A 21,728-nucleotide genomic window follows, 5' to 3' on the forward strand; every position below is an offset into this window, starting at 1 on the left:
ACGCGAACCCGCGATACTGAAATCGTCGTCAACAACATGCGCAAGGAGGACAACATGCCTTACCTGCTCGGATGGCTGCTCGGCGTGCCGGTTATCGTGCTCGTGATTCTGTATCTGATCTTCCATTGAACCGGCCGCAACAGACTGCAGCAGAAGCAACGAAGGGCGTCGCTACAATACGGCGCCCTTTTCTTTTTTTCCGAAGGATTGTGATGAACCGCGCCGCCCGTCTGATATCGACCGCATCGCTCGTATTCCTGCTTGGCGCGACTGCCGCGCACGCGGAGGAAATCGCGAGCGTCAACACGAACTTCCGCATCACCGGCTCGGACCGCGTGAGCGTCGAGGCCTACGACGATCCGCTCGTCGGCGGCGTCACCTGCTATGTGTCGCGTGCGCGCACGGGCGGCGTGAAGGGCACGCTCGGCATCGCGGAAGACCCGACTGAGGCGTCGATCGCGTGCCGTCAGGTCGGGCCGGTCGCGTTCAAGGAGCCGCTCAAACAGAAGAGCGATGTGTTCACGGATCGCATGTCCTTCATCTTCAAGACGCTGCACGTGGTGCGGATCGTCGATGCGAAGCGCAATACGCTCGTCTATCTGACCTACAGCGACCGCATCGCGAGCGGCAGCGCGAAGAACAGCGTGACCGCCGTGCCGGTGCCGCAGGGAACGGCGATTCCGGTGAAGTGAGTACGGCACGCGAGCCGGCGAAGCTGTAGGCTGACTGGATCGGCTATGACTCGTCCGTGCAATGAACTGACTATGTCCAAACGTCTACGTGCCACCATCGTTTTCTACGACGAGGACACGCAACAACTTCAGCTGTGCAACGTGCGGCGGGACGACGTCCAGTCGGCGATCGAGCGAGCGGGTTTCGTCTTTGATGTCCCCACGGATGCGCCGGACAACCGTTCGGCGCCTGTGACCGACGAACACGCCCGACAGATTGGCGGAATGGCGCTTCTTGTTCAGGCTCACGTCCACCCGGAACTGCGAACGCGCTTGCATCTGACTTTGAACGAGCCGATCGACTGGGAGCAGCGGCCCGAGCCGCCAAACGCTGCGAGCTAGCGGACGGCCCGTGAAGCAGGCGCACCGCATCACGCGCCGCACGGACAGACTATCCCGCCGCGTCACGACCGGATATCCTCCGCAACCTGGCAACACGTCACACGCCGTAGGAGGACCATCTTGACCGCATCATCCCCCAGCGCGCTCACCGAATTCGCCGCCGGCGCGCGCGACACCATTCCGATGATGATCGGCGCCGCGCCGTTCGGCGTCATCTTCGGCACCCTCGTCACGGCGAGTCCGCTCGCGCTGTGGCACGGCCAGCTCATGTCGCTCGCGGTGTTCGCGGGATCGGCGCAGTTCATCGCAGTCGGGATGATCGCGGGGAACGCCAGCTTCGCCGTCATCTGGGCCACCACTTTCGTCGTCAATCTGCGGCACATCCTGTATTCGGCGACGCTCGCGCCGTACGTCGCCCATCTGCCCGCGCGCTGGCGCTGGGCGCTCGCCGGCCTCATGACCGACGAAGTGTTCGCCGTCGCCTATGCCCATTATCAGAAGCGCGCGGCGGGCGAAATCGGGCCGCACTACTTCCTCGGCTCCGGCGTCGCGATGTACCTGAACTGGCAGGCGTGGACGCTCATCGGCCTCTTTTTCGGCGCGGCGTTTCCGGGCCTCAAGTCACTCGGCCTCGACTTCGCGATGGTCGCGACGTTCATCGCGATCATCGTGCCGCAACTCGTCGCGGCGCGCTTCGTCACGGCGGCGCTGGCGTCCGGGGTGCTGTCGTTCGCGTGGCAGGACTGGCCCTACAAGCTCGGGCTGCTCGCGGCCGTGCTCGTGGGCGTCGCCGTCGGCATGGTGCTCACGATGATCGATGCGAAACCGCGTCTGAAAAAGGAGCGCGCGCGATGAACTACGTTTTGCTCATTCTCGGCATGGCGCTCGTCACCTATCTGATCCGTGCGGCCGTGTTCGTGCTCGGCGAGCGGCTCGCCTTCCCGCCCGTCGTGCGGACCGCGCTCGGCTTCGTCCCGGTGACGGTGCTGACCGCGATCATCGTGCCGATGACCGTCTCGCCGCACGGCAACGGCGCGGAACTCTCGTGGCGCAATCCGCAGCTCGTGGCCGCGGCGGTCGCGGTCGTCGTGTGCGCGTTGACGAGGCGCGCGCTGCTGACGATCGCCGTATCGCTCGCGGTGTTTTTCTTCTGGCAATTGGTCGTGCTGCGCTAGGCCATTTGCATCGGGTACGACGCGCCTTACAAACGCCCTCAAGTTTCCGGCTCCCGCGCCGATATCAGGTTCGAATGGCCTCCGCTCTGCCTGGCGGCAGGCCGACAGCATCTCCTGCCAGGGGGGCCACCGGCCGCCCCACGCGCGGAACCGGAAACCGACATGCGCCAAATCACCCTTTCGTTGCGCGACGAAACGATCGCTTCGCTGCAACGCGATTTCGAGGCGTTCCTGCGTCTCTCGCTCAAGCTCGACCCTCAGTTCATCACGCCGTCGTTCGAGGACTTCCTGCGTGCGAAGCTGCTCGACAATCCCACGCCGCTCACCGAGCAGGCCGTGCAGCGCATGCTCACGCACGGCCAGTACGCATGGGCCAAGCGCGCGCTCGACAAGGAGTTCCCCGATGTCGTCGAAATCCTCATTCGTCAGGCGGCGGAACACGGCTTCGCATTCGCGATCCGTTCCGACTGGAGCGCCGAGGATCTGTTGAAGGCTTCGCGCGAATGGGCCGCCGCGATCGTCACCGAGGCGAACGGCGATGCGTCGCAGGTAGACGTGCTCGCCTCGCAGATCAAGTCGGCGGCAGTCGATATCCGCGAGGTCGAGGAAAAGATGCAGACACCCGCCTGGCGGCTCGCCGATTCGCTGCGTCAGCGTGTGTACGACGCGAAGGTCGCGGTGGAAACGAACGTCGGCTCGACGGCGCGCGAGAAGCTCGGCGAACTGCGCGCGCTGCTGTGGCTCAACATCTTCTACGGTTCGGTGCAGAAACAGGAAGCGCAGCAGTTGCTCGAATATCTGCGCTCGCTGCGGCCGGAACTGTTCGTCGAAGAGCCCTACGACGGCTTCACGCGGTTTGCCGCGTGGCTGCGCAGCATCTTCGGACACGCGCCGCGAGCGGCAGGCGCGACGCGGGCCTCCCGCTAACGCATCCGGCCGCTACTCCCACATTCCCTTGAGCCGCGCGGCGATATCGATCTTCGCCTTCGCGGCGGCGGCGAGTCCCGCTGCCGTCGGGGCGGCGGCCACGGGAACCGGCGGCCACGCGGCGGCCTCGAAATGCGGCAGCAGATGCGGCGGAATGAAGCGCGTGCGCTGCGCCCACACGTGCCGGTCGCCGAGATTCGTCTGATTGTGGACGTAGAAGCGCTGCGGCGTGATGACGTGCAGGTCTTCCTTCGCCCGCGTCATCGCGACATACAGCAGGCGGCGCTCTTCGTCGACTTCTTCTTCGCTGCCGGTGCCGAGATCGGACGGAATGCAGCCGTCCACGCCGTTCAGCACGAACACGTTGCGCCACTCCTGCCCCTTCGCGGAATGGATGGTCGAGAGGATCAGGTAGTCTTCGTCGATGAGCGGCACGCCCGATTCATCGCTCGTCGCGTCCGGCGGATCGAGCGTCAGTTCGGTGAGAAAGCGCTCGCGCGTCGGATACGTTGACGCGATGCTCTCCATCTGCATGACGTCGCCGATGCGGATGGCCGCGTCCTCGTGATTGCGCTCGAGATGCGGCTCGTACCATCGGCGGATCATTTCGAACTCGGCGGGCCAGCCGGATTCGCGCCCGCACAGCTTCGCCATCAGCCCGACGAAGCGCGGCCAGTCTTCGCTCGCGCGTGCCGGCGCGCTGAACGCCGCGATCGCATCGGCGGGGCGCTCGTTCTGCGCGACGCCATCGAGCAGGCGTCCGGCGATAGCCGGCCCGACGCCCGGTAGCAGTTGCGCGACCCGGAACCCCGCGACGCGGTCGCGTGGATTCTCCGCCCAGCGCAGCACGGCGAGCACGTCTTTCACATGGACCGAATCGAGGAACTTCAGTCCGCCGAACTTCACGAACGGAATGTTCTTTCGCGTCAGCTCGATCTCGAGCGCCGCGCTGTGATGGGCCGCGCGAAACAGCACGGCCTGCGATTTGAGCTTCATGCCGCCCTCGCGCGCCTCCAGCACTTTCTCGACGACATAGCGCGCCTGATCGGCCTCATCGGCGACGGAGACGACACGCGGCTTCTGCGCCGATGCCTTGTCGGTCCATAAGTCCTTCGTGTAGCGCTCGGCGGCGAGGCCGATGACCGCGTTCGACGCTTCGAGAATCGGCTGCGTCGAGCGGTAGTTCCGATCGAGCGTCACGGTCGCGGCGGGCGGATCGAAGTGCTGCGGAAAATCCAGGATGTTGCGCACGGTCGCGCCGCGAAACGAATAGATGGACTGCGCATCGTCGCCGACGACGGTGAGGCCGCGCCCGTCGGGTTTCATCGCGAGAAGGATGGTCGCCTGCAGGCGATTGGTGTCCTGATACTCGTCGACGAGCACATGATCGAAACGGCTCGACAGATCGGCGGCGATGGCCGGCTCAGCCGCGAGATGCGACCAGTAGAGCAGCAGGTCGTCGTAATCGAGGACGCTTTGCGATTGCTTGGCGCTGACATAGGCGGCGAACAGGCGCTTGAGATCGGCTTCCCACTCGCGGCACCACGGATACGACTTGTCGAGCACATGGCTCAAGGACGCGCCCGTGTTGATCACGCGCGAATAAATGGCGAAGCACGTGGACTTCGCCGGGAAGCGCTTTTCCTTCGACGACAGTCCGAGTTCGTGGCGCACGAGGTTCATCAGATCGGCGGAATCTTCACGGTCGTTGATCGTGAACGAGGGCGCGAGCCCGACGATCTCGGCGTAATCGCGCAACAGCCGTGCGCCGACGCCGTGGAAGGTGCCCGACCACGTCAGCCCTTGCGCGAGGGCGCTTTTGTTGCCGAGCGCATTTCTCGCGATACGCGACACCCGCCGCGTCATTTCGAGCGCCGCGCGGCGCGAGAACGTGAGCAGCAGAATGCGATGCGGGTCCGCGCCCTTGACCAGCAGATGCGCCACGCGATGCGCAAGCGTGTTCGTCTTCCCCGACCCCGCGCCCGCAATGACGAGCAGCGGCCCGCCGCAGCGGCCCGGTCCATCGACCCCGAATTCGACGGCCCGACGTTGCGCATCGTTCAGCTTCGCGAGATAGGCTGCTGCGGCCTGTTCTTCGGTCTCGGGAGAATCGGCGGCGATGTCGGGAAGCGTGAGCACGAGATTGGATGACGGTAAGCAGTGACGCGACACTGTATATCCATACAACCCGCCCGTGCAAGTCTTTGTCAGGGCTCGGCTTTTGGCCCCAAAAAGACGACGGCCCGGGTGAATAGCCCGGGCCGCCTTCGTACAGAAATGCGCCGCTCAGTCCGCCTTTTTGGCGTCCTTCAGCTTCGCATCCGCGGCGGCTTCGTTCGCTTCCGATTGCGATTCCGTCTTCTTCTTGTCGGCCTTCGCCTGTGCGACGGCCGCGTCCTTGTCGGCTTCGGCCTGCTTCTTCGCGGCCTTCTTGTCGGCGTGCGTCGGCGTCGTGTCGTCCGCCTGCGCGACCGATACCGCGCTCACGCTGGTCAGCGCGCCGACGACGAGCGCCGCCAGCAGTGCATTCTTACGTCGTGTCATGGTGTCCTCCCCTGTGTGGAACCGCGAAGCTCCGTCAGGAACCTCGCGGCCATCGCTCGCAGTCGCCCGCTTAGTGCTGCTCGCCCTCGTCCTTCGGCGTGCGGTCGGCAGCGGCGTTCAGCTCGTCCTTTGCGGCGGCCTTGTCGGCCTTCTTGTTGATCTTCGCGTTGCGCACTTCTTCCTTGTATTGCGCGTTCGCTTCCTTCTTCGCGGCCTTCATCTCGGCCTTCGACGCCTTCTTCGACGCCTTGTATTCGGCGTTTGCCTGCGCGTCGGCATTGCGCTTCTGCACCAGCGGATCGGTCGGCGCGGGCGCGACGATGTTCTGCTGCGGGGGCGTCATCGGCTGCTGGGCCTGCGTCGAGATTTGCGCATCGGCGCCGGGGGCGGCCTGCATCGGCTGCGCGGTCTGGGCTTGCGCGCCGGTGGCGGCCAGGGCGGCGAAGGCGGTGCCGATCATCAGAATTCGAGCCTTAGTCATGAGCTAGTCCTCTCTTTTGGTAGCGCCGGCGCGTGGTCTCGCAAGGTTGCGCGCGGCGCGTGTCGTTTGGAAGATGACCGAAGCTGCATCGATCAAATCTACAGACCGGGCGGTCGATCGCCGAGTTTCGCCTGTGCAGTCACTGTTACGCATGGTTGCACTTGGCTACATTTAGCGCTTTTTCGCCGACGTTCGGATGCATCATCAAATACGTCCGATCGTTCGCGGTCGGGGAAAGCAGGAGCACGACGCGTACCCGATGCATTATCATGGCCGTCTTCAACACGTTTGTTTCCGCCCGCCATGCCGCAGCTTCAATTCACCCTCACGGGCGATTACGTCGAACTTCACAACCTGCTCAAGCTGATGGGTCTCGCCGACAGCGGTGGCTCGGCGAAGGCGCGCGTCGCAATGGGCGATGTCACCGTCGACGGCAAGGTGGAACTGCGCAAGACGTGCAAGATCCGCGCAGGTCAGGTCGTGATGATCGACGGCCAGAAGATCCGCGTGCGCGCGCCCGCCTGAAGGCATCGGCATTGCGCGTGCGCGCCGCGCGATTGCGTAAAGCCCGCCATAACCCGCCGCGACATCGACATGCCGCGCGCGACGCAATAAGCTAGTCGTCTTTCGTTCCGGTTTCAGCGCCGGCGTTCGAGCCGTTCATCGCCTCTGCGACGCACGATCGCCGCGACCAGTCGCTCTCTTTTTCGATCATGCAATCGCACACCACGCGCGCTCAACCCGCGCATCAGGGACCGCCGACGCTATCCCGTCACGCCGTCGATACGGCGCGGCTCGCGGCGCCGCTCGCCATCGCGCAGCTTTCGCAAATGGCGATGGGCGTCACCGACACCATCCTGCTCGGCTCGCTCGGCCCCGACGCGCTCGCCGCGGGCGGGCTCGGCGCGAACCTCTTCTTCGTCGTTGTCACGCTGCTGCAGGGCGTGCTCACTTCGGTGAGCGTATCGGTGGCGCATGCGCGCGGCGCGAACGCGGAGGAACGCGTGCCGCGCATCTACTGGACGGGGCTGCTGCTTTCCGTGCTGCTCGCCGTCCCCGCGTTCGTCCTGTTGAGCTACGCCGAGCCGATCCTGCTCGCGTTCCACGAACCGGCGACGCTCGCGCGCAACGTCGGCGAATACTGCGCCGTGCTGCGCTGGGGGACGCCGGGCAGCCTGATCGGCATCGGCATGATGCGCGCCTTTCTTCCGGCGATCGGCGCGGCGAAGCGGCTCTTGTGGGTGTCCATCGGCGGCGTGTTCATCAACGGCTTTCTCAACTACGGGCTGATTCACGGTGCATACGGACTGCCGCGCGAAGGCTTCCTGGGCTCGGCTGCGGCGACGACCATCACCGTCTGGCTGACGGCGTTCGCGCTCGTCGCGTTGCTGCACTTGCGGCCGCGTTACCGGCACTTCGTGGTGGCGGCGCGTCCGCATCTGCCGTTGATGGGCGAGCTGTTCGGCATCGGCTGGCCGGTCGCGATCACCTATGGCGTCGAATCGACGCTCTTTCTCGCCACCGGCATGATGGTCGGCCTGCTCGGCGAAGCACCGCTCGCGGCGCATCAGATCGCGCTCAACGTGGCGTCGGTGGCGTTCATGGTGCCGCTTGCCATTGGGCAGGCGGCGAACGTGCGCGTCGGCTACTGGGTCGGCGCGGGCGTGCCGGTGGCCGCGCGTCATGCGGGGTTCGTCGCGCTTGCGCTCGGCGTCGGCTTCATGATGTGCTCGGGACTCGTGCTCATCGTCGCGCCGCACGCGATCGTCGGGCTGTATCTTCATCTCGACGATCCCGCCAACGCGCATACCGTGTCGCTGGCGGCGTCGCTGCTCGGCGTGGCGGCGGTGTTCCAGATCGTCGACGGGATGCAGACGGTCGGTTCCGGCTGCCTGCGCGGCCTGAAGGACACGCGCATACCGATGCTCGCGGCGGCGTTCGGCTACTGGGGCGTCGGTTTCCCGACGGGCTACGTGCTCGCGTTTCACTTCGGCCTCGGCGCGAAGGGATTGTGGTGGGGGCTCGCGGCAGGCCTGGCGAGTGTCGCGGTGCTGATGACGCTGCGCTTTCATCGCATCAGCAGACGGCTCGTCGACTCGGGCGGGGGGCAGGCGGCGGTGCCGGTCGAGCCGGCGTCGCGCCGAACGGCGTAGCGCGGACGCATATGCAAAGCAGGAATGCTTGGTTGGTCCGCGTGCGCCGCGTTGGTACGATCAACCCGTCTCCTCCTTGAGACTCCAGTAACAGGGGTTATAGCCCGCTCTGCCGAGCGGGCTTTTTTTCGTCCTGTCGATGTGCGCCGGCCTGGCTGGAACAACGCTTGCAAAAACGTTGTCCGGATGGCTGCAACTGGCGATTCGCTGGCCGGCCGATCCGTTTTCGACGTCATGCAACGAGGGAGGATGGACACATGAAGACAGCACCGCCGAGCAGTCAGACTGAACAGGACGCCAAGGCCGAAGCCAATTCCGGCAAGCCGGCGACGACGTCCAGCGACAAACCGGCCAGCGGGCAGCACGCTGCGAACCACACCAAGGCCGGCAAGGACCACGGCGCCGGAGGCGGCGCGAAACAGCGGCACGGCCCGAGGTAACCGGCGAATCAGCCGATGCGGACGCGCCGTCGCGCGGCACGATCGTTGCGCCCTGATCTCGGGCAGGCGGCGAACGTCTGCATCCCTATACCGAATCCGATAAAGGAGGCCGAACCATGAACAAGGCAATCAGCACGTTGATCGCGGCCGTCTCCGCGCTCACGTTGGCCGGCGGCGCGTATGCCCAAGCCGGCGGAGCGGGCGGAGGCGGAGGCGGCGGCGCGAACGGCGGGGGCGCCGCAGGCAGCACGGCCAGCCCGGCGAATCAGGTGAACGGCGCAACCGGCGGCTATGGCACGCCGGGCACGACCCGTTCGGACAGCGGCATGTCCACCAAGGGCACCGGCCTGCCGAGCAGCACCAATAGCGAGATCGCGCCCGCCGCGCCCGCGACGAGCAACAACACGCTCGCGACGCCCAGCGTGAAGTCGCCGGCAGCGAAGTAGCCGCGATCCCCGCTTGTCTGGCACACGACCGCCCGCCGATGCGGCGGTCGTTGCCGCCTTCTTTCCCGTCGATGGCCCCGGTCCGTCGGCGCGTCGAACCGCCCGTCGCTTTAGAATCTTCTGACGAACGTCTGATCGCCGAGCACGATATTTGCTCGTCGCGAAGGCACATACCGCGCTCGCGTCGACATGAGCCGGGCCAAGACAATCAAAAGAAGAGGAAGAAAAGTGTCGGAAAGCCGGGGATTGCCAACAGCTTCACATCACGTCGCAAAGGCCGCAAAGGTCGCAAAGCAGGGAACATCGGCGAGGAGCGCCGCGCCGAGGCTCAGAGTGCGCCTCGTCGGCACGTTCGTCGCGATGACCCTCGGCCTCACCGCCTGCGCCACGCGTCCGCCCGCGACAGAGTTTTATCGTCCGCCGAGCCACGCGCTCGCGCCGACTGATGAGACGCCGCTCGCCACCGCGCTCGCAACACTCGAGAAGCAGCATCCGAACGAATCGGCGGTGCGCCTGTTGCCGACCGGCACGGACGCGCTGCAGGCGCGCATCGCGCTCGCCCGCGCGGCGACGAAAACGCTCGACATGCAGTACTACATCGCCGAGGAAGACAACACGGGCAAGCTGTTGCTGGGCGCCGCGCTCCATGCCGCGGATCGCGGCGTGCGCGTCCGCATGCTGGTCGACGACCTCAACTTCAAGGACATCGACCGCATCATGGCGGCGCTGAACTCTCACGACAACATCGAGATTCGCGTCTTCAATCCATATGGCAGCGCACAGCGCAGTTTCTCGGAACGTGCGCGCAACGTCTTCACGAATCTGGATCACTTCACGCGCCGCATGCACAACAAGGCGATGATCGCGGACAACCAGATCGCCATCGTCGGCGGACGCAACCTGGGCGATGAATATTTCAGCGCCAGCCCGACGCTGCAGTTTCGCGACCTCGACGCGTTCGCCGCCGGCCCGGTCACGCAACAGATATCCGCGAGCTTCGACGATTACTGGAACAGCACGCTCTCCTACCCGTTGCGCGCGCTGAACAAGCAGAAGTTCGACCCTTCGGAACTGGACAAGACGCGCGACGACCTGCGCGCGCACTGGCGCAAGAACGCCGATCCGCTCAACGCGAAGCCGCTCAACGCCACGCCGCTCGCCCAGCAGATCGCGCGTCAGGAAATGGGCCTCACCTGGGCGCCGACCGAATTCAAGGTGGACTCGCCGTCGAAAATCGAGCATCCGAGCGACGACTACAAGAGCCCGCCGATGACGCGCCTCGTCGACCTGCTCAAGCACGCGCAGCAGGAGTTCTTGATTCTTTCGCCCTACTTCGTGCCGCACGACGCCGGCGTGAAAGCGCTCGCCGACCTCACGCGGCGGCAGGTGCGCGTCGCCGTGCTGACGAACTCGCTCGCCGCCACGGATGCCGTCGCCGTCCAGGCAGGTTATGCGCCCTATCGCATTCCGCTGCTGCAGAACGGCGTCGAACTGTACGAATTCAAGCCGATGCAGGCCGAAGGCGAAGGCCGGCCGCGCGCGGGTCTCTTCGGCTCGCAATCGCGGGCGAGTTTGCACGCCAAGGCCTATGTAATCGATCGGAGTATCCTCGTGATCGGCTCGATGAATCTCGATCCGCGCTCGGCTCAGCTCAACACCGAACTCGCGCTCGTGATCCACAGCAAACCGGTCGCCGAAGAAGCTGCCGGGCTGTTCGATCGCGGGATCACGCCGCAAGCGAGTTATCGCGTCGAACTGGCGAGTGCGGCGGTGATCGCGGACTTGCGCCGCACCGGCTCGCCGCAATCGGGACTCGTCTGGACGACGCAGGAAGACAAAGGGACCGTCACCTACAACTTCGATCCCGAAGCCGGCTTTTATCGGAACCTGATGACGGGCATCTTCAAGATGCTGCCCGTCGACAAGCAGCTTTGATCAATCTCACGAGGAACTTCGGACCATGACCCAGAACGCGCAAGGCGACGTACGCATGGAGAAGGACACGTTCGGCGAGATCGCCGTGCCGAACGCGAAGCTTTGGGGCGCGCAGACGCAGCGTTCTTTGCAGAACTTCAAGATCTCGTCGGAGAAGCAGTCGCCCGAACTCATCACCGCGCTTGCAATCGTCAAGCGCGCCGCCGCCGAAGTGAACGCGGACCTGAAGGTGCTCGACGCCAAAAAGGCGCAGGCGATCATGCAGGCCGCCGACGAGATCATCGACGGCAAGCATCCGGACGAATTCCCGCTCGCCGTCTGGCAGACGGGCTCCGGCACGCAGACCAACATGAATCTGAACGAGGTGATCGCCAATCGCGCGAGCGAGATACTCGGCGGGCCGCGCGGCGAAGAGCGCCTCGTCCATCCCAACGACGACGTGAACCGCGGGCAGTCATCGAACGATGTGTTTCCGACCGCCATGCACGTCGCCGCCGCATACGCGATCGTCCGGCATCTGGTTCCGTCGCTGAAGACGCTGCGCGAAACGCTCGACAGCAAGTCGAAGCAGTTCGTGGATATCGTGAAAATCGGCCGCACGCATTTGCAGGACGCGACGCCGCTCACGCTCGGGCAGGAATTCTCCGGCTACGTCGCGCAACTCGATCAGGGCATTCGCCACGTGGAAGCGACGCTGCCGCATCTGTATCAGCTCGCGCAGGGCGGCACGGCGGTCGGCACGGGCCTGAACGCGCATCCGGAATTCGCGGCGAAGGTCGCGTCGGCGATCGGCAAGCTGACCGGCCTGCCCTTCGAGACCGCGCCCAACAAGTTCGAGGTGATGGCCGCCGCCGATGCGCTCGTCGCCGCGCACGGCGCGCTCAAGACGGTGGCCGCGAGCATGATGAAAATCGCCAACGACATCCGCTGGCTGGCGAGCGGGCCGCGCTGCGGGCTGGGCGAACTGTCGATTCCGGAAAACGAGCCGGGCAGTTCGATCATGCCGGGCAAGGTCAACCCGACGCAGTCCGAAGCGGTGACGATGCTCTGCTGTCAGGTGTTCGGCAACGACGTCGCGGTGAATATCGGCGGCGCGAGCGGCAACTTCGAGCTCAACGTGTTCCGGCCGATGATCGCGCATAACGTGCTGCAGTCGGTCCGCCTGCTCGCGGACGGCGCGCAGAGCTTCAACGACAACTGCGCGGTCGGCATCGAGGCGAACGAGCAGCGCATCGACAGCCTGCTCAACGAATCGCTGATGCTGGTGACGGCGCTCAACCCGCACATCGGCTACGACAAGGCCGCGCAGATCGCGAAGAAAGCGCACAAGGAAGGCACGACGCTGAAGGCCGCCGCGCTCGCGCTCGGGCATGTGACCGAGCAGCAGTTCGACGAGTGGGTGAAGCCGCAGGACATGGTCGGCAACAAGTAAGCAACTTCCCGTACGAAGCGCGGCGGTCAGACCTTGCCCGCCGCGACTTCTTCCGGCTTCAGTTCGACGATCGCGTCTAGCGCGTCTTTCACGTCCATCGCGTACCGGGCGAGGCGCTTTTCCTCGTCCGACTCCGGCACGAACGCGGGCACGGGCGTCGGCTGGCCGGTTTCATCGACGGCGACGAAGACCATCAGGCAATCCGTGGTCTGCGCAAGCTCGCCGACTTTCGGATCGCCTGCATGCACCGAAATATGGATGTGCATGCTCGTGCGGCCCGTCGCGACCACGCGCGCGCGCAACTCCACCAGATTGCCGACGAGAATCGGCCGCCGGAAGCGAATGTTGCCGACGCTCACCGTGACCGCATAGCGCCCCGACCACATCGCGGCGCACGCGTAGGCCGTTTCGTCGATCCATTTCATCAGCGCGCCGCCGTGCACCTTGCCGCCGAAGTTGACCGACGTCGGTTCGGCAAGAAAACGGAAGGTGGTTTCGGCGCGGCCGTCGCGCAGGGCGGATGGCGATGAGGAAGCGGAAGACGGGATCGGCGAGTTCATGGCGAGAAGCGAGGCGAATTGGCGAAGCGCCGATTATAGGTCCGCTAGTTGTGGACCACGACGCCCTGATCGATCGTGCCGTACATCGTGATGCTGCCGCCCGAACCCGCCGACGATGACGACGCGCCGCCCGCACATCCTGCGCACAGAACGAGAACGCCGAGCGCGGCGGCGGCGATGAATCTGGACATGCTGGACTCCCTGCTCTTGAGACGACCCGGCCATTCTAGCGCCGGGGCGGCGGCATCGACATTTCATGCGGGCGTGAAACGTCGGTTGCGGGCGCGCGCTACGATTGAGGCATCTTCCGCTTCGTGGCTGCATCGACATGAACGACGACGACTCCCGCGCCCGGCACTTCCCCGGGCTTTCGCGCATCGGCGCGTTGCTCGCCGATCCGGGCCGCGCGGCCATGCTCTGGTCACTGATGGACGGCGCGGCGCGCCCCGCCGGCGAACTGACGATGATCGCGGGCGTCTCGCCGTCGGCCGCGAGCGGGCATCTCGCGCGTCTGACCGAAGGCGGACTGCTGGCGCTGGAAGTCAGCGGAAGGCATCGCTATTACAGGATTGCGACGGCGGATATCGCGGCGGCCATCGAAGCGCTCGCGAACCTCGCCCGCGCGAGCGCGCCGCAACGCGCGCCGGAGCATCGCCCGAGCGCCGTGCCGCTCGACATGCGCTACGCCCGCACCTGCTACGACCATCTCGCGGGCGAACTGTCCGTGCGGCTTTTCGACGGCATGATCGCGCGCAACTGGCTGGCAGCGGCGACGCACGGACCGGACACGCTCGACGCCACGCCCGACGGCGCGCAAGCGTTCGCGGAACTGGGCATCGACATGGAGGCGCAGCGCGCGCGGCGCCGGCGCTTTGCGTGCACGTGCATCGACTGGAGCGAGCGGCGTCCGCATCTCGGCGGCGCGTTGGGCGCGGCGCTGCTTCGTGCGTGTGAAGAACGCGGATGGATCGAGCGCACGGCGAAGCGTCGCGTGCTGCGCGTGACGCCCGCCGGGCAGCGGCATTTCGATGAGTTTTTATCGCAACGGCGTGCGTAGCGCGCGATGCGCGTTGCAACGCCGGATCAGACGGCCATCGGCGCGCTGATGGGATCGTGATGCCGATAACCTTCGAGCGCGAAATCCGCCGGCTCGACTTTCTCCAGCCACTCCGGTTCGTAGCGCTTCGTGACAGCGTAATCCGGCACGCGGTCCGAGATGATGAGTTGCGGCGCGGGATACGGCTCGCGCTTCAGCTGCTCGTTCAGCATGTCGAGTTGATTCTCGTAGATGTGCGCATCGCCGATGAAGTAAGTGAACCAGCGGGGTGTGTACCCCGTCAGCCGCCCGACCAGATGCAGCAGCGCCGCGCCTTCGGTGAGATTGAACGGCGTGCCGAGGCCTACGTCGTTGCTGCGGATATACAGGCACAGCGAGATTTCGCGCTTCGTCACGTTGGGCAGGAACTGATACAGCAAGTGACACGCGGGCAGCGCGATTTCATCGAGCTTGGCGGGGTTCCACGCATGAAACAGAATGCGCCGGTCGGTCGGGCGCTCGATGATCGTATCCAGACACTGGCGCAACTGGTCGATCGCCTTGTACAGCAGCACCTTCTCGTGCCCGCTCTCGACGAAGCTCGTCACCAGTTCATAGCCGCGGTTGGTCGCATCGGCGATCTGATCGCCCGCGCTTGCATCGATCAGCTTGTATGCCGGCCATTGGCGCCACTGCACGCCGTAGACATCGCCGAGATCGTCCGTTCCCTGGCGATACGGGTTCTCGAGCCATTGCGGATTTTCGTTCGCGTTCGCGTCCCAGACCTTGCAGCCGAGCGCGCGAAAGTCCGCCGCGCTGCGCGAGGCGCGCAGAAAGCCCACCATTTCCCCAATCGCGGATTTGAACGCGAGCTTCTTCGTCGTCACGGCGGGGAAACCTTGCTGCAAGTCGAAGCGCAACATTGCGCCCGGCATGCTGATGGTGCGGATGCCCGTGCGGTTTTCCTGCCAGGCGCCGGTATCGAGGATCGTCTGGACGAGCTCGAGATACTGTTTCATTGATGTTCCTTGGATGCCGGCACGAGCCGCGTGAAGACAACGATTTTACCAAGCAGGCCCATGCGCTGCTTTTGCGTCGGGCAAAGGAAAACGGGCGCCTTCGGGCGCCCGTTCCGTGAAGCGATGAAGCGTGCGTCAGCCGCGCGTGGCGTGCTCCGGCGGCGCGTCGACCTCGATGTGACGCATGCCGTGCGCGCTCAGCAGCCGATACAGCGTGACCCGCGAAATGCCCAGTTCTTGCGCGGCATCCCCGAGGCGCCCGCGATGACGCAAGAGCGCGAGTTCGATGGCCTGCCGCTCCGCCGCTTCGCGCGCCTGCGCAAGCGACACCGGCGCGACCTCGACGTACTCGCCGAGCTCCAGGTCCCGCGCGGTGATCTGCCGCCCCTCGGACATCACGATGGCGCGCCGCACGCGATTGATGAGCTCGCGCACGTTGCCCGGCCAGCCATAGTTGTGGATTGCGGCGATTGCGCACGGCGAGAAACCGCGCAGGCGACGGCTCGCGTCTTTCTTGAAACGGTCGAGCATGTGCTTCGCGAGCAGTTCGATGTCCTTGCCGCGCGCGCGCAGCGGCGGTTCGTCGATCTGCAGCACGCACAGGCGGTGATACAGGTCCGCGCGGAAGCGCCCTTCGATCATCGCGGTCTGCATGTTGACGTGCGTGGCCGAAATGATGCGCACGTCCACCGGCGTCGAACCGTGTCCGCCGAGGCGCTCGACCTTGCGTTCCTGCAGGAAGCGCAGCAGGCTCGCCTGACTTTCGAGCGGCAGGTCGCCGATTTCATCGAGGAACAAGGTGCCGCCGTTGGCCGCTTCGACGCGCCCGATCTTGCGCTGATTCGCGCCCGTGAACGCGCCGCGTTCGTAGCCGAAAAGCTCCGATTGCAGCAGGTGCGCGGGGATCGCGCCGCAGTTGATCGCGACGAAAGGTTGATCGCGACGCGCCGAACGCTCGTGAATGGCGACGGCCGTCAGTTCCTTGCCAGTGCCCGATTCGCCGGAGATGAACACGGGAGCGTCCGTCATCGCGACTTTGCGAATGGAGCGGAAGAGCGCGAGCATGGCGTCGCACGAGCCGACCATTTCGCCTTCCGCCCGGCCTTCGATGCGCGGATCGTTCGAGGCTGCGTCGTGCAGCGAGACCATGCCGTACGCGTGGCCGACGGAATCGACGATGCGGTCGTTCGACGTCGGCAGCGTCACATAGTCGAAACAGTAGTCGCGGATCAGCCGGCGCACGGCGGCGTCTTCCAGTTGCCCGGAGACGGTCGCGGCGACCCAGCCGACGTTGGTCATGGTCAGCGACGATTCGAACGCCGCCAGTTCGTGAGATTCGAAGTGACTCGACAGATCCAGCAGCCCGCCCATTGCGAGGTCGCTGCGCAATGCCTTGCGCGTATCACGCGCGCTCGCCACGATCTCGATTTTCCAGCCGCGTTCCTCGAACCGCGCGCATAGCGTCTCGCTGGGATCGCGAGTTACATAGATGAGTTGCCGCCGAGCGACGTCCATTATTCAGATCCTTGGTTCAACGTTCGTTGAAAAGGTCGCGTAGTTCAGGCTCGCGCTACATGCAGACTTCGTTGTCCTCGCACGTGCTGCGAACGGACTTGCAATTTCAATACGTTGCCCCCGGGAACATGGCGCGTGTCACACCTGCGCCCCTTCCGCGAAACCCTTTTTGTATGATTCTGCGCCGCAGTCGAGAGACTACTATAACCCAGAAACAGCGAAAACAGATATGGCGACTAGCCGTTGAATTAGCCACGGGGCCTTGCTGGCTGTGCGTCGGCAAGGGCTTGCATGCATTTGGAAAATCGTGGCATGACCGTTTATATCGGACCCAAGCTTATACCGAATCGCGCAGCGTTTCATGCCTTTCTGATGCCTTGTTACATCGGTGAAACGTTTTCGAGCGTTGAAACGTCAACTCGCCTGCCGTCCTCGCTGCAATGCCACGCGGCACAAGGCGTGAAAGCAAATGGCACGCATTTGGCTTCTACAGCTTTATCCGTTGCCGTGGCTTATACGCGCGTCGCGGCTAAAAAGCCGGAATCTTCTTCCGCTGATGTCTTTCATACCGGACATTCAATACCGTTATTCCCCGCCGCAAGTCCGGAATAAATTGCTGGCATTTCCTGTTCGACAGATGGCTCTCGATAATTTTTTACCGCGCCAATCGGTGCTCGATGCGCAATTGCCCGATGCAAACGACGCTGAAAGCGCCGACGCGTTTCATCGGAACGCTCGCGAACGTTCACGAGGCGCGAAGCCCAGCGTCACGCTATGGGACGAAGTCGCGCCCCGCGTCCGTACAATGAGCAACGTCCCCGCCGACGATTTCCCCGACGCCTGACGAACGCCGTCAGGATCGCTCGCCCGCCCGCGCGCGGGGTAGAATCGTGCCCCCGCCTTCCGCGGCCTGACTTCCACTTCCACATGACGACGCTGACTCTGATCGTCGCTCGCGCGCGCAATGGCGTGATCGGGCGGGATAACCAACTGCCGTGGCGCCTGCCCGAAGACCTCGCCTTCTTCAAGCGCACGACGATGGGCGCGCCCATCATCATGGGACGCAAGACGCATGAATCGATCGGCCGGCCGTTGCCGGGGCGGCGTAATATCGTCGTGACGCGTGATGCGACGCTACGCTACGAAGGTTGCGATACCGTGACGAGCATCGACGCCGCGCTCGCGCTCGCCACCGCCGATGGCGTTCCGGAAGCGTTCGTCATCGGCGGCGCGCAGCTTTATGGCGATGCGATTCACCGCGCAGGGAAGATGATCGTCACCGAGATCGACGCCGATTTCGACGGCAACACGCGCTTGGACGCGCCGGATGCGTCGCAGTGGCGCGAAGTGTCCCGCGAGCCGCATCGCGCTGCGCCGCCGAACGACTTCGGCTTCGCGTTCGTGACGTACGAACGGCGCGCATGAACGACAAAGGCCCCGGACGGTTCGCACGTCCGGGGCCTTTTTTCCGTCGGCAGGCTTATTGGCCGGCGACCGTCATCCGCTCGATCAGCACCGAGCCGATTGCCTTCGTGCCGCGCACGACCGTATCGGCGCCGATTGCCTCGATATGCCGGAACATCTCCTGAAGCGTGCTCGCGACGGTGATTTCCTCGACTGCGTACTGAATCTCGCCGTTCTCGACCCAGAAACCCGACGCGCCGCGCGAATAGTCGCCCGTCACATAGTTCACGCCCTGCCCCATCAGCTCCGTGAGCAGCAGGCCGGTGCCGAGCTTCTTCAGCATCGCTTCGAAATCGTCTTCGGGCTTCGTGTGCGTGCTCGTCATCGACAGATTGTGCGATCCGCCCGCGTTGCCGGTCGTCTGCATCCCGAGCTTGCGCGCCGAATAGGTCGACAGGAAATAGCCCTGCACGACGCCGTCCTCAACCACGTTGCGCCTTTGCGTGCGCACGCCTTCCTCGTCGAACGGCGCGCTGCCCATGCCGCCCCGCACGTGCGGATCTTCGACGATCTGGATGTGCGGCGCGAACACCGGCTTGCCGAGGCTGTCGACCAGAAACGTGGTCTTGCGATACAGCGCGCCGCCGCTCACCGACTGCACGAACGCGCCGAGAATGCCCGCCGCGAGCGGTGCTTCGAACAGCACGCGGCACTTGCGGGTATCGAGGCTGCGCGCGTTCAGGCGCGCAAGCGCGCGCTGAGCGGCGTAGCGGCCGACGGCTTCGGGATCCGCCAGCTCCGATGCGGCGCGCCGCGACGTGTACCAGTCGTCGCGCTGCATGTCGCGGCCGCTTTGCGCAATGGGCGCGCACGCGATGTAATGCCGCGAATACGGATAACCGGCCATGAAGCCGCGCGACGTCGCGAGCACGAACTGCGAATGCTGCGCGGAAACGCTCGCGCCTTCCGAATTGGTGATGCGCTTGTCGACGGCGAAGGCCGCGTCCTCGGCGCGCCGCGCGATGTCGGCGGCTTCGTCCGCGTCGAGTTCCCACGGGTGATAGAGATCGAGATCCTGCGGCGACTTCTCGAGCAGTTCTTCCTCGGCAAGCCCGGCTGCGCTGTCTTCCGCCGTGAAGCGGGCGATGTTGTACGCCGCCGCGACCGTGTCGCGCAGCGCCTCGCGCGTGAAGTCGGCGGTGCTCGCGTTACCGCGCTTCTTGCCGATGAACACCGTCACGCCGACCATCTTGTCGCGGTTATGCTCGATGGTTTCCACTTCGCCGCGCCGCACGCTCACCGAAAGGCCATCGCCTTCGGAGATTTCGGTGGCGGCATCGCTCGCGCCCAACTCCTTCGCGTAGCGCAGGATGTCGGAGGCGATCTCCTTCAGTTCGTCTTGCGTATGCGGGAAAAAGCGTTGCTTGACGTCGATGTCTGCTGCCATTTGTCGTTGCCTTGGTTTCGTTGACTGCAAAAGCCGGGCGCGATGCGCGCCTTCTGGTCATTCAGTGTCGATGCCGGCCCATGCGCGAAACGTTCGCCTGCCTCATCGGCCCGTCACGCGATCATAGCAAGGACCGCGCGCATTCACCCGCCATCGAGTGCGCGGCGCGCCCGGTCCCGCGCGGGCGCAAGCTACAATGACGGCATGAACCGTAAAACCCGCATTCAACCGATCGAAGCCGACCGCAACGACGCCGACGCCGACGATCACGGCTACGATCGCCCCAGCAAATCTCAGCTCAAGCGCGAAATGCACGCGCTGCAGGAACTGGGCGAGGCGCTGATCGCGCTGCCGAAAGACGCGCTCAAGCGCATGCCGATGCCCGAAGACCTCGACGACGCCGTGCGCGAAGCGCGCCGCATCACCGATCACGAAGGCAAGCGCCGCCAGTTGCAGTACGTCGGGCGCGTCATGCGTTCGCTGGACGAGGAACAGGTCGCCGCGCTGCGCACCGCGCTCGACACGCATCGAGGCGTGAACAAGGCGGAAACCGCGCGCCTGCACTGGATCGAGCGCACGCGCGAAAAGCTGCTTGCCGACGACGCCGCGCTCACCGAATTCATCCGCCAGCACCCCGGTGTCGATGCGCAGGAAGGCCGGACGCTGATTCGCAACGCTCGCAAGGAACGCGAGCAGCAGAAGCCGCCGCGCTACTATCGCGAGTTGTTTCAGTGGATCAAGAACGCGGCGGGCGTCGAAGATGACGCCGATTCGGCCGATATCGAGGAAGACGATGATTCCGAAGCGTAATCATCCCGACGAACTCGTCGTCGGGCTCGTCTCGATCAGCGATCGCGCATCGCAAGGCGTCTATGAAGACAAGGGCTTGCCGGCGCTGCAAGCGTGGCTCGGCGAGGCGCTGGCATCGCCGTGGCGCGCCGAAACGCGCCTGATCCAGGACGACGCGACGACCATCTCCACAACGCTCGTCGAACTCGTCGATACGCTCGGCTGCGATCTCGTGCTGACCACGGGCGGCACCGGCCCCGCGCGCCGCGACGTGACGCCGGAAGCGACGCTCGCCATCGCCACGAAGGAGATGCCGGGCTTCGGAGAGCAGATGCGCCAGATCAGCCTCAACTTCGTGCCGACCGCGATCCTGTCGCGGCAAGTCGCGGTCATCCGCGAAACGGACGGCCACGCCGCGCTCGTCATCAATTTGCCGGGACAGCCGAAGTCGATCCGCGAGACGCTCGAAGGCGTGAAAGACGCCGAAGGCAAGACCGCGGTGCCGGGCATCTTCGCGGCGGTGCCGTACTGCATCGATCTGATCGGCGGGCCGTACATTGAAACGCGGGCGGAAGTGGTCGCCGCGTTCCGTCCGAAAAGCGCGATTCGCCCGCCGAAGGATTAAGACGCGTCAGCCGCCGACGACGGAATGAGGAAGTGCTCGCGGTAGTACTTGAGCTCGTCGATGGATTCGTGGATATCGGCGAGCGCCGTGTGCATCGCGCGCTTCTGGAAGCCCTTGTAGATGGCAGGCTGCCAGCGGCGGCACAGTTCCTTCAGCGTGCTCACGTCGAGGTTGCGGTAGTGGAAGAACGTTTCCAGTTCCGGCATCCAGCGCGCCATGAAACGGCGGTCCTGGCAAATCGAATTGCCGCACATCGGCGACTTGCCGGGCGGCACGTACTGACCGAGAAACTTGCGAATCTGCCGCGTGGCTTCGGCTTCATCCACCGTCGACGCCTTCACGCGTTCAATCAGCCCGGAGCGCCCGTGCGTGTTGCGGTTCCACTCGTCCATGCGTCCGAGCGCCTCCTCCGTTTGATGGATGGCGAACACCGGACCTTCCACCATTTTGTCGAGCGTCGAGTTTGTCACGACCACCGCAATCTCGATGATGCGGTCATTGTCGGGATCGAGCCCGGTCATCTCCATGTCGAGCCATACGAGATTCATTTCGCTGCGCGCGAGCACGGGTTCGACGTCGGGAAGGCTGGAAGAGTCGGTCATGGGCGATGCCTGAGGGAAGGAGGTGAGGCCGCGGCGCGCCCGATGGCAACGGCATGCAATGGCATGATGTGACAACGGCGGCACAGCCAACAACCTATAATTCTCGCATAGTTCAATCGGAATTC

25 protein-coding genes are annotated in these 21,728 nt (G+C 64.8%); 16 read left to right on the plus strand and 9 right to left on the minus strand.

All coding sequences use genetic code 11. The features are described 5' to 3' along the window. Positions 1-212: 212 nt before the first annotated feature. The 5 genes from P9255_RS15070 (at position 213) to P9255_RS15090 (ending at position 3,175) form a co-directional block, all read left to right on the plus strand. Positions 213-692: a CreA family protein gene (locus P9255_RS15070; protein ID WP_309764361.1), complete on the plus strand. Its 480-nt coding sequence runs from the start codon at positions 213-215 to the stop codon at positions 690-692. Positions 693-764: 72 nt separating this feature from the next. After that, positions 765-1,073 (plus strand): hypothetical protein, encoded by a 309-nt coding sequence (locus tag P9255_RS15075; protein ID WP_309764360.1) that lies wholly within the window; start codon positions 765-767, stop codon positions 1,071-1,073. Positions 1,074-1,256: 183 nt separating this feature from the next. Next, positions 1,257-1,928, plus strand: a complete 672-nt coding sequence (locus P9255_RS15080; RefSeq protein ID WP_309765424.1) for an AzlC family ABC transporter permease — start codon at positions 1,257-1,259, stop codon at positions 1,926-1,928. Further along, positions 1,925-2,248: an AzlD domain-containing protein gene (locus P9255_RS15085; RefSeq protein WP_309764358.1), complete on the plus strand. Its 324-nt coding sequence runs from the start codon at positions 1,925-1,927 to the stop codon at positions 2,246-2,248. The genes P9255_RS15080 and P9255_RS15085 overlap by 4 nt, the downstream gene beginning before the upstream one ends. A gap of 162 nt (positions 2,249-2,410) precedes the next feature. Beyond that, positions 2,411-3,175 (plus strand): DUF4088 family protein, encoded by a 765-nt coding sequence (locus P9255_RS15090; RefSeq protein WP_309789976.1) that lies wholly within the window; start codon positions 2,411-2,413, stop codon positions 3,173-3,175. A gap of 12 nt (positions 3,176-3,187) precedes the next feature. Here P9255_RS15090 and P9255_RS15095 read toward each other — a convergent pair whose 3' ends face one another. From P9255_RS15095 to P9255_RS15105, 3 genes are all read right to left on the minus strand, one after another. After that, positions 3,188-5,314, minus strand: a complete 2,127-nt coding sequence (locus P9255_RS15095) for an ATP-dependent helicase (RefSeq protein WP_309790759.1) — start codon at positions 5,312-5,314, stop codon at positions 3,188-3,190. Between the two features lie 147 nt (positions 5,315-5,461). Continuing rightward, a complete protein-coding gene (locus P9255_RS15100) occupies positions 5,462-5,719 on the minus strand; it encodes a hypothetical protein (protein ID WP_309764356.1) in 258 nt (85 codons plus the stop codon). Positions 5,720-5,789: 70 nt separating this feature from the next. Beyond that, positions 5,790-6,200 carry a hypothetical protein gene (locus tag P9255_RS15105; RefSeq protein WP_309764355.1) on the minus strand — a complete coding sequence of 137 codons (411 nt, stop codon included), beginning with the start codon at positions 6,198-6,200 and terminating at the stop codon, positions 5,790-5,792. A 303-nt stretch (positions 6,201-6,503) separates the two neighbouring features. On the opposite strand from P9255_RS15105, the gene P9255_RS15110 reads away from it, so the two are divergent. From P9255_RS15110 to fumC, 6 genes are all read left to right on the plus strand, one after another. Continuing rightward, positions 6,504-6,725 carry an RNA-binding S4 domain-containing protein gene (locus P9255_RS15110; RefSeq protein ID WP_309764354.1) on the plus strand — a complete coding sequence of 74 codons (222 nt, stop codon included), beginning with the start codon at positions 6,504-6,506 and terminating at the stop codon, positions 6,723-6,725. 188 nt (positions 6,726-6,913) lie between these two features. Then, complete coding sequence (locus P9255_RS15115) at positions 6,914-8,353, plus strand: MATE family efflux transporter (RefSeq protein WP_309764353.1); 1,440 nt, start codon at positions 6,914-6,916, stop codon at positions 8,351-8,353. A gap of 257 nt (positions 8,354-8,610) precedes the next feature. Further along, complete coding sequence (locus P9255_RS15120; RefSeq protein ID WP_309764352.1) at positions 8,611-8,793, plus strand: hypothetical protein; 183 nt, start codon at positions 8,611-8,613, stop codon at positions 8,791-8,793. Between the two features lie 116 nt (positions 8,794-8,909). Continuing rightward, positions 8,910-9,239, plus strand: coding sequence for a hypothetical protein (locus P9255_RS15125; RefSeq protein ID WP_309764351.1), 330 nt, complete (start codon positions 8,910-8,912; stop codon positions 9,237-9,239). 360 nt (positions 9,240-9,599) lie between these two features. Continuing rightward, complete coding sequence (locus P9255_RS15130; RefSeq protein ID WP_309765422.1) at positions 9,600-11,174, plus strand: phospholipase D family protein; 1,575 nt, start codon at positions 9,600-9,602, stop codon at positions 11,172-11,174. Between the two features lie 25 nt (positions 11,175-11,199). Continuing rightward, on the plus strand, positions 11,200-12,606 hold the full coding sequence (gene fumC / locus P9255_RS15135; RefSeq protein WP_309764350.1) for a class II fumarate hydratase: 1,407 nt from the start codon (positions 11,200-11,202) through the stop codon (positions 12,604-12,606). Between the two features lie 26 nt (positions 12,607-12,632). Here the strand turns inward: fumC and P9255_RS15140 are convergent, their stop codons facing one another. Beyond that, positions 12,633-13,166, minus strand: a complete 534-nt coding sequence (locus tag P9255_RS15140; protein WP_309764349.1) for an acyl-CoA thioesterase — start codon at positions 13,164-13,166, stop codon at positions 12,633-12,635. Between the two features lie 44 nt (positions 13,167-13,210). Further along, entirely contained in the window at positions 13,211-13,357 is a 147-nt protein-coding gene (locus P9255_RS15145) for a hypothetical protein (protein ID WP_309764348.1), read from the minus strand. Between the two features lie 137 nt (positions 13,358-13,494). Between P9255_RS15145 and P9255_RS15150 the strand changes: the two genes are divergently transcribed. Next, positions 13,495-14,223 carry a helix-turn-helix transcriptional regulator gene (locus tag P9255_RS15150; protein ID WP_309764347.1) on the plus strand — a complete coding sequence of 243 codons (729 nt, stop codon included), beginning with the start codon at positions 13,495-13,497 and terminating at the stop codon, positions 14,221-14,223. Between the two features lie 26 nt (positions 14,224-14,249). Here the strand turns inward: P9255_RS15150 and P9255_RS15155 are convergent, their stop codons facing one another. Together P9255_RS15155 and P9255_RS15160 are read right to left on the minus strand one after the other, a co-directional pair. Then, positions 14,250-15,221 (minus strand): thymidylate synthase, encoded by a 972-nt coding sequence (locus P9255_RS15155; protein WP_309764346.1) that lies wholly within the window; start codon positions 15,219-15,221, stop codon positions 14,250-14,252. Positions 15,222-15,356: 135 nt separating this feature from the next. Continuing rightward, positions 15,357-16,736 (minus strand): sigma-54 dependent transcriptional regulator, encoded by a 1,380-nt coding sequence (locus P9255_RS15160; RefSeq protein WP_309789977.1) that lies wholly within the window; start codon positions 16,734-16,736, stop codon positions 15,357-15,359. 312 nt (positions 16,737-17,048) lie between these two features. On the opposite strand from P9255_RS15160, the gene P9255_RS15165 reads away from it, so the two are divergent. Beyond that, positions 17,049-17,348 carry a hypothetical protein gene (locus P9255_RS15165; protein ID WP_309764344.1) on the plus strand — a complete coding sequence of 100 codons (300 nt, stop codon included), beginning with the start codon at positions 17,049-17,051 and terminating at the stop codon, positions 17,346-17,348. A 315-nt stretch (positions 17,349-17,663) separates the two neighbouring features. Next, the gene (locus P9255_RS15170; RefSeq protein WP_309764342.1) at positions 17,664-18,161 is read left to right on the plus strand and encodes a dihydrofolate reductase; all 498 of its coding nucleotides are present in this window, start codon (positions 17,664-17,666) and stop codon (positions 18,159-18,161) included. A 55-nt stretch (positions 18,162-18,216) separates the two neighbouring features. On the opposite strand, the gene pmbA is transcribed toward P9255_RS15170, so the two are convergent. Then, positions 18,217-19,587: a metalloprotease PmbA gene (gene pmbA, locus P9255_RS15175; RefSeq protein WP_309764341.1), complete on the minus strand. Its 1,371-nt coding sequence runs from the start codon at positions 19,585-19,587 to the stop codon at positions 18,217-18,219. A gap of 204 nt (positions 19,588-19,791) precedes the next feature. On the opposite strand from pmbA, the gene yjgA reads away from it, so the two are divergent. Beyond that, on the plus strand, positions 19,792-20,397 hold the full coding sequence (yjgA, locus tag P9255_RS15180; protein WP_309764340.1) for a ribosome biogenesis factor YjgA: 606 nt from the start codon (positions 19,792-19,794) through the stop codon (positions 20,395-20,397). Continuing rightward, positions 20,381-21,001 (plus strand): molybdopterin adenylyltransferase, encoded by a 621-nt coding sequence (gene mog, locus P9255_RS15185; protein WP_309764339.1) that lies wholly within the window; start codon positions 20,381-20,383, stop codon positions 20,999-21,001. The genes yjgA and mog overlap by 17 nt, the downstream gene beginning before the upstream one ends. Here mog and orn read toward each other — a convergent pair. Continuing rightward, entirely contained in the window at positions 20,998-21,603 is a 606-nt protein-coding gene (gene orn / locus P9255_RS15190; protein WP_309764338.1) for an oligoribonuclease, read from the minus strand. The genes mog and orn overlap by 4 nt on opposite strands. Positions 21,604-21,728: the final 125 nt, after the last annotated feature.

Source organism: Caballeronia sp. LZ019 (assembly GCF_031450825.1).
Classification (GTDB): domain Bacteria; phylum Pseudomonadota; class Gammaproteobacteria; order Burkholderiales; family Burkholderiaceae; genus Caballeronia.